This is a genomic window from Tenacibaculum sp. SZ-18, from assembly GCF_002813915.1.
Classification (GTDB): domain Bacteria; phylum Bacteroidota; class Bacteroidia; order Flavobacteriales; family Flavobacteriaceae; genus Polaribacter.
In genome coordinates this window covers 3,644,566-3,659,055 of record NZ_CP019335.1, presented here as the reverse complement: position 1 = coordinate 3,659,055, position 14,490 = coordinate 3,644,566, and the positions used below count along the sequence as shown (strand labels likewise).

Annotated in this window: 16 protein-coding genes; 9 read left to right on the top strand and 7 right to left on the bottom strand. The window is 30.3% G+C overall.

The window, feature by feature from the left end; genetic code table 11:
* The first annotated feature begins 88 nt into the window (after positions 1 to 88).
* The gene (locus tag BTO06_RS16680; RefSeq protein WP_232731484.1) at positions 89 to 955 is read left to right on the top strand and encodes a class I SAM-dependent methyltransferase; all 867 of its coding nucleotides are present in this window, start codon (positions 89 to 91) and stop codon (positions 953 to 955) included.
* A 129-nt stretch (positions 956 to 1,084) separates the two neighbouring features.
* On the opposite strand, the gene BTO06_RS16675 is transcribed toward BTO06_RS16680, so the two are convergent.
* On the bottom strand, positions 1,085 to 1,483 hold the full coding sequence (locus BTO06_RS16675; RefSeq protein WP_100926378.1) for a DoxX family protein: 399 nt from the start codon (positions 1,481 to 1,483) through the stop codon (positions 1,085 to 1,087).
* A 117-nt stretch (positions 1,484 to 1,600) separates the two neighbouring features.
* On the opposite strand from BTO06_RS16675, the gene BTO06_RS16670 reads away from it, so the two are divergent.
* Positions 1,601 to 2,533 (top strand): SPFH domain-containing protein, encoded by a 933-nt coding sequence (locus tag BTO06_RS16670; RefSeq protein ID WP_100926377.1) that lies wholly within the window; start codon positions 1,601 to 1,603, stop codon positions 2,531 to 2,533.
* 46 nt (positions 2,534 to 2,579) lie between these two features.
* Here BTO06_RS16670 and tatA read toward each other — a convergent pair whose 3' ends face one another.
* The 3 genes from tatA to rnr form a co-directional block, all read right to left on the bottom strand.
* On the bottom strand, positions 2,580 to 2,765 hold the full coding sequence (gene tatA, locus BTO06_RS16665; RefSeq protein WP_100926376.1) for a twin-arginine translocase TatA/TatE family subunit: 186 nt from the start codon (positions 2,763 to 2,765) through the stop codon (positions 2,580 to 2,582).
* A gap of 36 nt (positions 2,766 to 2,801) precedes the next feature.
* Positions 2,802 to 3,476 (bottom strand): head GIN domain-containing protein, encoded by a 675-nt coding sequence (locus tag BTO06_RS16660; protein WP_100926375.1) that lies wholly within the window; start codon positions 3,474 to 3,476, stop codon positions 2,802 to 2,804.
* A 68-nt stretch (positions 3,477 to 3,544) separates the two neighbouring features.
* The gene (rnr, locus tag BTO06_RS16655; RefSeq protein WP_100926374.1) at positions 3,545 to 5,749 is read right to left on the bottom strand and encodes a ribonuclease R; all 2,205 of its coding nucleotides are present in this window, start codon (positions 5,747 to 5,749) and stop codon (positions 3,545 to 3,547) included.
* Positions 5,750 to 6,609: 860 nt separating this feature from the next.
* Here rnr and rpiB point away from each other — a divergent pair.
* A complete protein-coding gene (rpiB, locus tag BTO06_RS16650; protein WP_100926373.1) occupies positions 6,610 to 7,041 on the top strand; it encodes a ribose 5-phosphate isomerase B in 432 nt (143 codons plus the stop codon).
* Between the two features lie 3 nt (positions 7,042 to 7,044).
* Positions 7,045 to 7,485 (top strand): GNAT family N-acetyltransferase, encoded by a 441-nt coding sequence (locus BTO06_RS16645; protein ID WP_100926372.1) that lies wholly within the window; start codon positions 7,045 to 7,047, stop codon positions 7,483 to 7,485.
* Here BTO06_RS16645 and BTO06_RS16640 read toward each other — a convergent pair whose 3' ends face one another.
* A complete protein-coding gene (locus tag BTO06_RS16640; RefSeq protein ID WP_100926371.1) occupies positions 7,486 to 8,070 on the bottom strand; it encodes a pseudouridine synthase in 585 nt (194 codons plus the stop codon). It abuts the gene before it with no gap.
* 547 nt (positions 8,071 to 8,617) lie between these two features.
* Here BTO06_RS16640 and recA point away from each other — a divergent pair.
* Positions 8,618 to 9,625 (top strand): recombinase RecA, encoded by a 1,008-nt coding sequence (gene recA / locus BTO06_RS16635; protein WP_100926370.1) that lies wholly within the window; start codon positions 8,618 to 8,620, stop codon positions 9,623 to 9,625.
* A gap of 141 nt (positions 9,626 to 9,766) precedes the next feature.
* Complete coding sequence (locus tag BTO06_RS16630) at positions 9,767 to 10,312, top strand: GNAT family N-acetyltransferase (protein ID WP_100926369.1); 546 nt, start codon at positions 9,767 to 9,769, stop codon at positions 10,310 to 10,312.
* Here the strand turns inward: BTO06_RS16630 and dut are convergent.
* Positions 10,309 to 10,740: a dUTP diphosphatase gene (gene dut, locus BTO06_RS16625; protein ID WP_100926368.1), complete on the bottom strand. Its 432-nt coding sequence runs from the start codon at positions 10,738 to 10,740 to the stop codon at positions 10,309 to 10,311. The two genes, BTO06_RS16630 and dut, sit on opposite strands and share 4 nt — an antisense overlap.
* Before the next feature lie 96 nt (positions 10,741 to 10,836).
* Here dut and BTO06_RS16620 point away from each other — a divergent pair, with 96 nt between their 5' ends.
* The 3 genes from BTO06_RS16620 to BTO06_RS16610 all read left to right on the top strand — a co-directional run bounded on the left by BTO06_RS16620 (position 10,837) and on the right by BTO06_RS16610 (position 13,984).
* Positions 10,837 to 11,832, top strand: coding sequence for an NAD(P)H-dependent glycerol-3-phosphate dehydrogenase (locus tag BTO06_RS16620; RefSeq protein ID WP_100926367.1), 996 nt, complete (start codon positions 10,837 to 10,839; stop codon positions 11,830 to 11,832).
* Positions 11,833 to 12,057: 225 nt separating this feature from the next.
* A complete protein-coding gene (locus tag BTO06_RS16615; RefSeq protein WP_100926366.1) occupies positions 12,058 to 12,717 on the top strand; it encodes a hypothetical protein in 660 nt (219 codons plus the stop codon).
* A 4-nt stretch (positions 12,718 to 12,721) separates the two neighbouring features.
* Positions 12,722 to 13,984 (top strand): MFS transporter, encoded by a 1,263-nt coding sequence (locus BTO06_RS16610; RefSeq protein ID WP_100926365.1) that lies wholly within the window; start codon positions 12,722 to 12,724, stop codon positions 13,982 to 13,984.
* A 42-nt stretch (positions 13,985 to 14,026) separates the two neighbouring features.
* Here the strand turns inward: BTO06_RS16610 and BTO06_RS16605 are convergent, their stop codons facing one another.
* Entirely contained in the window at positions 14,027 to 14,470 is a 444-nt protein-coding gene (locus BTO06_RS16605) for a YHS domain-containing (seleno)protein (protein ID WP_100926364.1), read from the bottom strand.
* Between the last annotated feature and the right edge of the window lie 20 nt (positions 14,471 to 14,490).

Sequence of the window (14,490 nt, the reverse complement as noted above, 5' to 3'; positions counted from 1 at the left end):
TTTTCACACGCAACTTAATTTATGTTCCACGAGGAACATTATTTCTAAAATTTATTAATTGTTCCATGTGGAACATAAATTATCATAATTGATTTCTCAAGACAACTTCATACAAAATTCAGAATATTATATTTCAACCAAAGACTTTTCGTTAACAGGAGAGGAATTTAAGCTCGTAAGAAATGATAAATTCGATTTACTAATAACTCAACCTATTCCACAAAACTTAGAAAAGTATTATGACTTCGATGAGTATATATCTCATACAGATTCAAAAAAATCAATGATTGACAAAGTATACCAATTAGTAAGGAATTTCACCCTCAAAAAGAAACTTAAATTAGTCAATTCTTTAACAGAAACGAATAAAACAATTTTAGACGTTGGATGCGGAACTGGAGATTTTTTATCAGTTTGTAAAACTAATGGATGGACAACAGTTGGTATCGAACCCAACCAAAAAGCAAGAGAAATATCTTTAACTAAAAAATTAGTTATAAAAAAAGATATTAACGATTTAGTAGATGCAGAAGAGAAGTTTGACATCATTACTCTTTGGCATGTTTTAGAACATGTTCCAGATTTAGATCAGTACATTACTAAATTAAAATCACTACTTCATAAAAATGGAACTTTAATAATTGCAGTGCCTAATCATAAAAGTTACGATGCCGACTACTATCAAAATCACTGGGCAGCTTTTGATGTTCCACGTCATATTTGGCATTTCTCTAAAACGAGTATTGAAAAAATATTCAGTCATTATGATTTCAAACTCATCAAAACACTTCCGATGAAATTTGATTCCTATTATGTTTCATTACTATCTGAAAAATATAAAACTGGAAAAATGAATCCTATTAACGCATTTATAACTGGTTTAAAATCAAATTTCTCTGCACGTAAAACAAAACAATACTCATCAGCTATATATTTATTAAAAAAGAGTTCTTAATAATATTTAAAGTAGGATAAAAGATTAATAAGAGAAATACCTTACTAAAAAATAAAAACCCTTTAAAACGTAAATTTTAAAGGGTGTATTAATTATTAAAATTGATAATAATATAATTTGCTATAATTTTTATTTATTTAATAAAAATACTCCAAATATGGCAATCATAAAATAAACTGCCAAAGTCATCGCTCCTGCATAATCTTTTGCTAATCTCTGACCGACTAATAAAAATATCAAACTTAAAGCAGATAATTCTACACCAAGTAATGCAAGATTAGTTTGTCCTGTTGTTGCTAATTGAAAAACTCCAACAAACATCAATGCACCTGCCATTAATTCTAAAATTAAAATTATAGCTAATAATGGCGACACAAAATTCTTTAAAGGTGAATTTTTAAAATGATCTTTTATAAAGGATAAGTTCCCTCCCCAATCAGTCACCTTATCTATTCCTGACTGTAGAAAAGTAACGATTAAAAAAAGGAGTAATAAAATTTCAGTTGCATGCTTTTGTATAAGTTCCATATGATAGATTTAGTTTAAGTAAAATTAGCACTATTTGTAACAAATCAAAAAAATTGCGTCATATAACTAACTATTAAAGTATATTTATATACAATTCAACTTTAAAAAAATTAAACTATGCCATTATTCTCATCAATAGCTATTTTCATTGGAGTTATTCTTTTGATCTCAGCTTTCTTTATTGTAAAACAACAAACAGCCGCTGTAATAGAACGTTTCGGACGTTTTCACAGTATTCGTCATTCTGGACTGCAATTAAAAATTCCTTTAGTAGATAGAATTGCAGGTAAATTAAGTTTAAAAATTCAACAGTTAGATGTAATTGTAGAAACAAAAACATTAGATGACGTATTTGTACGTTTAAAGGTTTCTGTTCAATATAAAGTAATAAGAGACAAAGTGTATGAAGCATTTTATAAATTAGACTATCCGCATGATCAAATTACAAGTTATGTATTCGATGTAGTTCGTGCCGAAGTACCAAAAATGAAATTAGACGATGTATTCGTTAAGAAAGACGACATCGCAATTGCTGTAAAAGCTGAATTAAATGATGCAATGATGGAATACGGTTATGACATCATTAAAACGCTTGTAACTGACATTGATCCAGATTCACAGGTAAAAGAAGCTATGAACAGAATTAATGCCGCAGAACGTGAAAAAATTGCTGCTCAATACGAAGGAGATGCACAACGTATTTTAATTGTTGAAAAGGCAAAAGCTGAAGCAGAAAGTAAAAGATTACAAGGTCAAGGTATCGCTGATCAAAGACGTGAAATTGCTCGTGGTTTAGAAGAATCAGTAGAAGTTTTAAATAAAGTTGGAATCAACAGTCAAGAGGCTTCTGCCTTAATTGTTGTTACTCAACACTATGATACCTTACAGTCAATTGGTGAAGAAACCAATAGTAATTTAATCTTACTACCTAATTCTCCTCAAGCCGGTAGTAATATGTTGAATGATATGGTAGCTAGTTTCGCAGCGAGTAACCAAATTGGAGAAGCAATGAAAAAGACAAGAGATAAGAATAAAGATAAAGATGCCTAAATCGAATTTAGTTAATAAAAAAAACCGAGTTAATTAACTCGGTTTTTTATTCTTTATTATTATCTGTATTTTCTTCTTTTTTTGTAGCGTCTTTAAATTCTTTAATTCCAGTTCCTAATCCTTTCATTAATTCTGGAATTTTCTTTCCTCCAAAAAGTAAAACTACTAGTACAACAATAATGGCAATCTGCCATGGTCCTACTATACCTAAAAATATTGCTAACGCTTTCATATTTTAAAATTTTGAATTACAAAGATAGAAAAAACTTTAATTTCGCTCTTCAATTGTTCCACCAATTACCTTTTTTTCACTAAAAAACTCAGGTTTACCTTTATATAAAATAGTACCTCCAAAACTAACTTTGGCTTTTAAACTATCACCTGCCAAAATCTCTGCTTTTGAACCCGATCCAGCTTTAACATTAGTAACATTTTTAGTCACCAACTTATAACCATGGTAGGTCGCTCCTAGATCTAACTTAACATCTTCATTTTTAGTGGTCCCTGTTAACTTTACAACTCCTCCTGATGATCCTTTCACCAATAGATACTTTGTTTCAATTACCATATTTACAAAAGCTCCTTCTTGAGCTTTTACCTCTATATAACCTTGTTTTATACTCCTACTTGTTAACGTAACACCTTCATTAGCGTCAATAACAACAATATCTTTATTAAAATATAAAACTACCTTCACTTTACCATCTGCAGTCGTTTCTGGTAAACGCAGCATTATTTTTAAAGTTTTTCCGTTTTCCTTGACTTTAACTTTCTCCGCCTTTTCTCCTGTTATAATAAGCTCTTGTTTATCTGATTGAATTAATTCAATATCAATACCATTATAAACTTTCAAATTTTTAAAATCCTTTATAGTTCTAACAGTTCTTTGTGCTGAGCATAAAAAAGGAAGTAATAGGATTGAAATGTATAGTAATCGTTTCATTTTAGGTGACCATTTTATCTTAATATAAACTATAAAATACTTCATAAAGTATTTCAGTTATGTTAAAATTATCCATTGTGTTCAATCAAATCAAAATCTAAATGCTTACGTTCTAAGTCTGTATGCTTTACTTTAACCTTGACGTAATCACCTAATTGAATAATAGCATTTGTTGCCTGACCAATAACAGCATACTGTTTCTCATCAAAAATATAGTAGTCATCTTTAATATCTCGAATACGAACCATACCTTCACATTTATTCGATAAAATTTCTACATAAATACCCCATTCTGTTACACCCGAAACGACTCCTTCAAACTCTTCATCCTTATGATCTTGCATAAACTTCACCTGCATATATTTAATTGAATCTCTTTCAGCCTTTGCTGCTAACTCTTCCATTTTAGAAGAATGTTTACAACGCTCTTCATAAGATTCTAATTTAGGCGAGGAACCACCATCCAAATAATGTTGTAATAACCTGTGAGTCATAACATCAGGATAACGACGAATTGGTGAAGTAAAATGACTATAATAATCAAATGCTAAACCATAGTGACCGATATTTTGTGTAGTATATTCTGCTTTACTCATTGATCGGATGGCCAAGGTTTCTACCATATTGGCTTCACCCTTACCATGAACATCTTTCAATAACTTGTTTAAGGATTCAGAAGTTGTTTCACGGGTCTGTGTATCAATCTTATATCCGAACTTGCTAATTATATTTTGAAGAGCAGCCAACTTTTCAACGTCGGGTTCATCATGCACACGATAAATAAATGTTTTATTTGTAGCCTTTCCTCCTTTGCCTTTTCCTATACATTGTGCAACTCTCTTATTTGCTAATAACATGAATTCTTCAATCAACTTATTAGCATCTTTTGATTCTTTAAAATAAACTCCAATTGGATTTGCTTGTTCATCTAAATTAAAACGAACTTCTACTTTGTCAAAAGAAATAGCTCCAGATTTCATACGTTTCTTGCGCATTTTCTTGGCAAGCTCGTCCATTTTCAACACTGCTTGAACAATATCGTCCGAAACTTCATATTCCTCTCCAGATAACGACACTTCACTTGGAATTCTATTTTGCTTTGTTTCAATAATCACCTGTGCTTCTTCATATGCAAATCGTTTATCCGAATAGGTAACAGTTCTTCCAAACCACTCATTCAAAATGTTTGCTCTCTCATCCATTTCAAAAACCGCTGAAAACGTTAATTTTTCCTCATTCGGACGTAACGAACAAACTCCGTTTGATAACATTTCTGGAAGCATTGGAACTACTCGATCTACGAGATATACTGAAGTGGCTCTATCATAAGCTTCGTCATCTAAAATAGTGTTAGGCTTTACATAATGAGAAACATCAGCAATATGAATTCCTATTTCATAATTACCATTTTCTAAAACCTTAAATGACAATGCATCATCAAAATCTTTTGCCGTAATTGGATCAATAGTGAACGTTAAATCTGATCTCATATCTCTACGTTTACTAATTTCTTCATCAGTAATTTCTATTGGTAATTTCTCTGCTTCTTTTTCCACCTCACTAGGAAATTCGTATGGCAAACCATACTCTAAAAGAATAGAATGAATCTCAGTATCGTGATCACCAGGTCTTCCTAACGTTTCTGTAATTTTACCGAATGGATTTTTTGAATTATCTGGCCAATCAGTAATTTTTGCTACTACCTTATCACCATCATTCGCACCATTTATTTTTCCACGTGAAATAAAAATATCCGCATACATTTTTGAATTGTCTGGAATTACAAAACCAAAATTCTTACTCATTTGTAAAGTTCCTACGAATTCTTGTTTGGCTCTTTCTAAAACTTCAACAACGTCAGCTTCTAATTTATTCGATTTTCTTTTGTTATAAACATATACTCGAACTAAATCGTTTTGTAATGCTTTATTTAAGTTAACAGAAGGAACAAAAATGTCCTCTTCAAAATCTTCACAAATGAAATAACCGTTTCCATTACTAGTCAAATCCATCGTTCCGATATAATATTTTCGCTCTTCATTGATTTTATATTTTCCTTTTTCAACTTGAACAATTTTATCACTTGCAGTTAACTCCCCTAACTTTTTAATTATTTGATTTTTCCCCTCAGTGTTATTAATTCCATATCTTTCTGCTATTTGTTTGTAAGTGAAGCCTTTATTTGAATCTTCATTAAGTACTTTAAAAATCTTACGGGTAAGATCTTTAATTACCTTTCCTTTTTTCTTATGTATTTTCTTTTTTCTAGGCATAAAAAACTTGTTTGTTTTGCAGAAACCAAAGTACGAAGAAATAAATAGACCAGTATTTCTTAAAAAAAACTTAAGAAAAATGTAACGTCTCTTAAATTTTATCGTCTATACTATAGAAACAATTACTTTACTTTGAAAAACTTACGCAAAATAATCAGCTTTTTCTTATTCATATTTCTAGCAGGAATAGTGATTACTGCCGTAAGTATTAACACCACGCTCAACAAAAAGGAGCCTTCAAAAAAATTGAAGACAAAACAGGATACCGTTTACCTACTTAAAAAAGGAAAGAAACTTGCTTAATACCAAACTTTAAATTCTCACACTTTTTACACTTATCAACAGACTATATTATTATATCTTTTTGTCTTTAAAATTTTAAAAAAGATATGTTTGTTATAATAGTGTGTTAATTTGTGGAATTGTTTTTTGTTTTCAAATTTTGATTATTGACTTATCAAAAATAATAAACAATTTATCCTTATAAATATGTATTGAAAATCAACTATAAGATGAGGTTATTAACAATTTTTATTAATAATAGTTCACGTATTATTATTGAAAGTTAATTTTAAGTTCACTGTAAATAAATTGTAAATTTTATGTTGATAAATGTTCGTTAAAAACTAAAAAAAAAAGTTGCATAATTCACCCACTCCGCTGTATTGGAAAAAAAATCAAAAATCACAAATATTCTTTTTAGAATCTTATGATTAGTTCTTAACAATTTGGAAATATAGGTTAATAGTTTTGTCTGTAGTTAATTACGTTACTTTTCAAAAAAACAATTGTTAATTACTGTTGATAACCGTTAATAACTGTATTTTTGTGACCAATAATACAACACAAATCAACACATTATGACAATTGCGATAGGAAATGATCACGCTGGAACTGATTACAAGTTCGAAATCATTAATATTTTACAAGAGTTAGGTCATGAAGTAATCAATTTTGGAACGGATAATTCTGATAGTATGGATTATCCAGATACAATTCATCCAACAGCTGACTCAGTAGAATCAGGAAAAGCTTCTTTAGGTATTATTTTATGTGGAAGCGGTAATGGAGCTCAGATGACAGCTAATAAACATCAAGGAATTAGAGCTGCTTTATGTTGGAATAATGAATTAGTTGCTTTATCAAGACAACATAATAATGCAAATATTTTAACGATTCCTGCGCGCTTTGTTTCTTTACAACAAGCAATAGGATTTGTAAAGATTTTCCTTTCAACAGAATTTGAAGGAGGTCGTCACCAAAATAGAGTTTCTAAAATTGCTTGTTCATAACACATGGAATTTACAGTTAAATCCTTTGATCAACTAACTACTTCAGAATTGTATGCAGTTTTGCAATTACGTTCTGAAGTATTTGTTGTTGAGCAAGATTGTGTATATCAAGATATTGATGGTAATGATCAAAAAGCTCTTCATGTTTTAGGTTTTAAAAACAATCAATTAATTGCATACACACGCTTATTCAAGCCTGCTGATTATTACAAATTTGCTAGTATTGGCAGAGTAATTGTAAAACAAGGAGAACGAAAATATGGTTATGGACATGATTTGATCAGTTTTTCAATTGATACAGTTTATAAAGAGTTTTCAACAAAAACGATTAAAATTGGCGCACAAACCTATTTAAGAAAGTTCTACGAGTCACATGGTTTTCAAAAAGTTGGCGAAGATTATATTGAGGACGGAATTCCACATATATATATGATTAGAGAGTAATTACTTAACCATTTCCATTAAATTTTCAACTTCCACTACTCCACCAGATTTTAAATCATTTAATAAAATATTTCCAATTCTTACACGAACTAAACGTAATGTTGGGAAACCAACTGCTGAAGTCATTTTACGAACTTGTCGGTATTTTCCTTCCTTTAATGTTATTGAAATCCAAGATGTTGGTCCGTGACGATCATCTCTTATTCTCATTGTTCGTTCAGGTAAATTAGGCGTTCCAATAGGTTTTACTTTGCAAGGTTTTGTTAGGTATTTTTCACCTTTAATTCCAATTTTTACTCCTTTTTGAAGTTGTTCAATTTCAGTGGAGTTTATAGTGCCATCAACTTGTACGTAATATTCTTTTTCTACTTTACCTCTCGTAGTAATGTAATCACTAACTTTTCCATCGGTTGTTAACAATAATAAACCTTCCGATTTTACGTCTAATCTTCCAATAGCCATGGTTCCTTCAGGAAAATCATGCAACTCTCCTAACATTTTTTTCATTCTCTTAGTTTGATTGTTAATAAACTGAGAAAGGAAACCAAAAGGTTTATGAATAATAAAATGTCGATGTTCTTTCATTACGATGTAAAGGAATATTTTTTACTAAATTATTGCACAAGTATATAACTACTTTCTTAATAAAGAAAAATTACCTGTTTGAGAATAGTTGTACTCATAAATTACTTTGTAACATTACTTGTTAGAAGGCATTTTTCTTCTATTAAATAAACCTTTTCGATCTTTATCTTTTGGAATAATAGCCAGTAAAAACTAAAGCGAACGAATATATATCAAATCCTTGGTATAAAAAACTAGCAAAAAATTATTGTCCAGAACGAAGGATATATTTTTATAATTATTTGTAAATTTTAAATATATATAATAAACCCGTTATTTTATGTACATTAAATAAAGGTCAACTATATAAGATAAGAGTTTAATAATTACCTATTAAACGTTTCGTATTTATGTATGATGAGAAATTATATTTAAAAGTTAAATTTTATATTCAGAAGGAACTAAAATTGTTAATTACTTCTTTTCATTTTGAAATATTTGTACAATAAATCCTATACATTTTTCATAACTTAGCGGTTCTTATTTTGATAAATTTTTAGCATAACTTATGGCAGCAGATAAAGAAAAAGAAGCGAAATTAAAGGCGCTTCAACTTACTCTAGATAAATTAGATAAGTCTTACGGGAAAGGAACAGTAATGAAGTTGGGTGATAAAGTGATTGATGATGTAGATGCTATTTCTTCAGGATCTTTAGGATTAGATTTGGCCTTAGGAGTTGGAGGGTACCCAAGAGGAAGAATCATTGAAATATACGGACCAGAATCTTCTGGTAAGACAACATTAACTTTACATGCAATTGCAGAAGCTCAAAAAGCAGGTGGAATTGCAGCTTTTATTGATGCCGAGCACGCTTTTGATCGTTTTTATGCAGAAAGCTTAGGAATTGATGTAGATAATTTAATTATTTCTCAACCAGATCATGGAGAGCAAGCATTAGAAATTGCAGACAACTTAATTCGTTCAGGGGCGATTGATATTGTAGTTGTCGATTCTGTTGCAGCATTAACTCCAAAATCTGAGATTGAAGGAGAAATGGGAGATTCTAAAATGGGATTACATGCACGTTTAATGTCTCAAGCATTGCGTAAATTAACGGCTACAATTAGTAAAACAAATTGTACAGTAATTTTCATTAACCAGTTACGTGAAAAAATTGGTGTAATGTTCGGAAATCCTGAAACAACTACTGGTGGTAATGCATTAAAGTTTTATGCTTCTGTTCGTTTAGATATTCGTAGAAGAACTCAAATTAAAGATGGCGATCGTGTTATTGGTAACAGTACGAAAGTAAAAGTAGTTAAAAACAAAGTGGCTCCACCTTTCCAAACTGCAGAGTTCGATATTATGTATGGAGCTGGAGTTTCTAAAGTTGGAGAGATTTTAGATATCGGAGTTGAGTTAGGTATTGTTAAGAAAAGTGGATCTTGGTTTAGCTATGGAGACACTAAATTAGGTCAAGGTAGAGACGCTGTTAAAGGTCTAATTAAGGATAATCCTGAATTAATGGAAGAATTGGAAACTAAAATTAAAGACGCCATTGAAAATCAAGAATAATTTGATTTTCAAACACTCATAAATTATAAAGCAATTGAATTAATCAATTGCTTTTTTTCTTATGTTAATTAGACTAAAGGTATGAGTAACTAAATGTTTTAAAAGTAAAAAAATAAGCTTACCGCGTAATAGATATGATTTATGAAAATTCAAATCAACGAAAATATTAGTTTAGAACCTATTACAAATTCAACAAGTAATGAACTTTTTCAATTAATGAAAGAAGTTTATTCTTTGGCTTACGATTATTTCTGGGAAGATGGTGGTAATTGGTATGTGCATTCACAATATTCTAAAGAAAATATTAAGGAGGAGTTAGCTCAGGAAAATGCTGAGTATTATTTTGTAGTTTTCAATGGGGAGCGGATTGGCAATTTTAGAATTCTTTGGAATGAACCTTTTCCAAATTCAAAAGAGAATTTAAAATCAGTGAAACTTCACAGAGTGTATTTACATGCTAAAACCCAAGGAAACGGAATAGGAAAAGCGTTATTAACTTGGTTAGAAAATAAAGCCATAAAAAAACAATATGAGTTGATATGGTTAGATGCTATGGATGAAAAACCACAAGCGTTTAACTTTTATAAAAAATTAGGATACCAATACCATTCACATTGTTTTTTACCTTTTGATTTATTACATGATACATATAGAAAGATGAGTCAGCTGTATAAAAAGTTGGGTTAAACTCCGGTACTTCCAAATCCACCAGCACCTCTTTCAGTTTCATTTAATTCTGAAACTTCTTGCCAGTTCACACGTTCGTGTTTTGCAATAACTAATTGTGCAATTCTTTCACCGTCATTAATGGTAAAATCTTCGTTAGAAAGATTCACTAAAATCACTCCTATTTCACCTCTGTAATCTGCATCAACTGTTCCTGGAGCATTTAAAACTGTAATTCCTTTTTTAGCAGCCAAACCACTTCTTGGTCTAACTTGTGCTTCATATCCATTTGGTAAACCAATAAATAATCCTGTTTTAACAATAACTCTTTCAAGAGGTTTTAAAACAATGGCTTCCTCTATGTTTGCTCTTAAATCCATTCCAGCCGAGCCTTCAGTTTCATACGCCGGAGTTTGATGTTTAGATTTATTAATTATTTGTACGTTCATAAGATATTTTTACGAAATCAAATATAAATAATACGAAGTATTTCATACTAGACTTATAGATTTATTAATTTAGCATTATGCAAACAAACAACAAGAATGAATAAATTTAAAAAAATAGCAGTTATTGGTGGTGGAAGTTGGGCAACGGCAATTGTAAAAATGCTTTGTGAAAACTGTGATACTGTAGGTTGGTACATGCGAAGTATTTATGCAATTGAGCATATAAAAAGAAACAAACACAATCCGAATTATTTAAGTTCAGCAGAACTGCATCCTGAACAATTAGAGCTTTCAAGTGATATAAATGAAATAGTAAAGAATTACGACGTATTAATTTTTGCTATTCCTTCAGCTTTTTTAAATTCTGAGTTAGATAAACTTACTGTAAGTTTAGACAATAAAATTCTCTTTTCAGCGATTAAGGGTATTGTTCCTGAATCTGGTTTAATTGTAGGAGAACATTTTCATCAACATTACAATATTTCTTATGAGAATATTGGAGTTATTGCGGGTCCATGTCATGCAGAAGAAGTTGCAATGGAACGTTTATCGTATTTAACCGTGGCTTGTCAAGATCAAGAAAAAGCAAAAGAGTTAAGTGAGTACATTAAGGGAAGATACATTAAAACAAAAGTATCTGATGATATTTTTGGAACTGAATACGCAGCCATGTTAAAAAATATTTATGCTATAGCAGCCGGAATTGCACATGGTTTGGGTTATGGAGATAATTTTCAGTCTGTATTAATGAGCAACGCAATTCGTGAGATGAAACGTTACATTAAGAAGGTTCATAAAATGAAACGTAACATTAATAACTCCGTGTATTTAGGTGATTTGCTGGTAACAGGATATTCTATTTTTAGTAGAAATAGAATGTTTGGTAACATGATTGGAAAAGGTTATACAGTAAAATCTGCAATATTAGAAATGAACATGATTGCTGAGGGATATTACGCAACTAAAAGTGCGTATAAAATTAATAAAGAAAATGATGCAAAAACACCAATAATAGATGCAGTGTACTCTATTTTATACGGAAAAAAAGAGGCGAAAGATGTGTTCGAGAAATTAACTAACATGTTAGACTAAATTCCATCGTTAAAAGTATAAAAACCCTTCTAAATAATACTTTAAGTGAAACTCAAACGACCTCTAACGCCCATAAGTTTTAAATTTTATAAAACTCGGGGCAAATGTAAGTTAAAATGAAATACTGGCAACATATTAAGGTTATTAAATTTTTTAATAAAAGTTAAATAAAAATTAACAACATTTTATATTTTTACAACAAATAGTATATTTTTAAACAACCAAATGAAAACGATTCAAGAAGCTGTTGAAATTACTATCAGAAAAACCCCTTTCATTGAAGAAGCTCTTAACGAAAAACTTATCAATGTTTCATCTTTAGCTAGGGTTATTTTACCTGAGGTAGCACAACAATTAAAAAAAGAAGTTAAGGTAGGTGCCGTAATGATGGCAATCAACCGATTGTCTCCTGTGAACGAACTTCGCATTAGAAAAAACATCAAGAAATTAGCACTAAATTTAGGCGACGTTATCGTTCGTTCAGACTTGTGTGATTTCACTTTTAAAAACACTCCTACTCTATTTAAAAGAATCGCAAAAATCTTAGATAAAGCTTCTGAGAATAACGATTTGTTTTTAACAATTTCTCAAGGAATATTTGAAACAAATATTGTTGCTAGTGTTATTTTACAACCGTTTATTACTGAAATTTTCGAGAAAGAAATTTTAATAAATAACGTAACAGATTTAGCTTCAATAACTATAAAATTACCTAAAGAGAACTTAGAGCAATCAGGTATTTATTATTTTATTTTAAAGCAGTTTGCTTGGGCAAACATTGCGGTACAAGAAGTAATTTCAACTACACACGAGATGACGATTGTTGTAAAGGAGTCTGATGTAAATGAAACCTTCGGAATTTTAATGGATTTAAAGCTGAATTAAGCTTATGAATAAAGTCGATCCTTATGCCTCCCTGAGGTATAAAGAGTTTAGTATTTTTCTACTAGTACGTTTTGCTCTAGTTTTTGGATGGTCAATGCAATTTCTAATTTTAGAGTATGAGGTTTATGAGTTAACTAACTCTAAACTTGCAATTGGAATTATTGGTTTAATGGAGGTAATCCCTGCTGTTTCCATGGCTTTATTTGCAGGTCATATTGTAGATCAAAAAGAAAAGCGAAATTTGTTGGCGCTTTGTATTGGTTTATTTTCTCTTATTAGCTTAGGTTTATATTTTTTAACCAATCGTGATTTTGTTGCTAATTGGAATTATAATAGTGTGTTATATTCCATATATGCTTTGGTGTTCTTTGGTGGAATTTTACGTTCATTTTTTGGTCCAACGATTTTCTCTTTGGTCGCTTTAATAGTTCCAAAAAATTTATATACAAATGCTGCAACATGGAATAGTTCTACATGGCAATTAGCAAAAATATTAGGTGTTAGTACAGGAGGATTTTTTATTGGATGGTTTGGTGTTGATTCCTCTTTATTAGTAGTATTTTCTATAGTTATTTTTTCTTTAGTGTTACTTTTTTCAATAAAGAAAAAACCAATTATGAATAAAAAAATAGGAGAGCCAGTTATTGAAAGTTTAAAGGAAGGTATTCAGTTTGTAAGAAATTCTAAAGTAATATTAGGTGCTTTAACTTTAGATATGATTTCTGTTTTATTTGGAGGTGCAATAGCTTTGCTACCTGTTTTCGCCAAAGATATTTTAAAAGTTGGACCAGAAGGATTTGGTTTTTTAAGTGCGGCTCCTGCTATTGGCGCATTCTTAACCATGTTAATTACTGCATATATACCAGTTAGTAAAAACGCTGGAATGAAATTACTTGTAGCTATTTTTGGTTTCGGGGTATGTATTATTGTTTTCGGTTTATCAGAACTATTTTGGGTATCATTGTTAGCTCTGTTTTTCAGTGGAGTGACAGATGGGGTATCTATGGTAATCAGACAAACTATTTTACAGTTAAAAACTCCAGATCATATGAGAGGAAGAGTGGCATCTGTAAATTCTATTTTTGTTGGTTCTTCTAATGAATTAGGTGCGTTTGAAAGTGGATTAACAGCAAAACTTATGGGAACTGTAACAGCAGTTGTTTTTGGTGGAACAATGACCTTAATAACCGTTTTAACTACAGGAATATTCAATCCTACACTAAGAAAATTAGATTTGACAGAGGATTTTGAAAATCAAGAGAAATAAAAAAAGAATCCAAGACGGATTCTTTTCTTTTTATATAAACGTTTATTTAACTAAACTCGACCAATTTTTATCTGCTTTCATTTTAAGTTCTTCGGGGTTTTCATTTAACCATAATTTCAATGTATTGGTTCCCCAAGAATTATAGAATAGGTATAATTTACCATCTCTAATTTCAAAAGTCTTTGGATTTATTCCAACCTTTACACCTTTTACTCCGATCGCATAAGCACAATATCCACCATATTGAGGAATATATTTTGTTGGATTGCCTTTGAAAGTATTTAAGTTTTCTTTTGTTGAAAACAGGAAAGTAACATTATCATATAAATAAGATAACTTCTTATTTCCTTTTACTGTTTTGTTTGAAAAGTAAGCTACAACATCATAGCCATTAGCCACAGCTCCTTTCTTAAGATTATAATTTTCTTTTTGAGAGAAAATAGTGAAGGAAAAGAATAAAATAGCGATAGCAAAAATGCGATTCATAAGTAATAAATTTTCAAAGT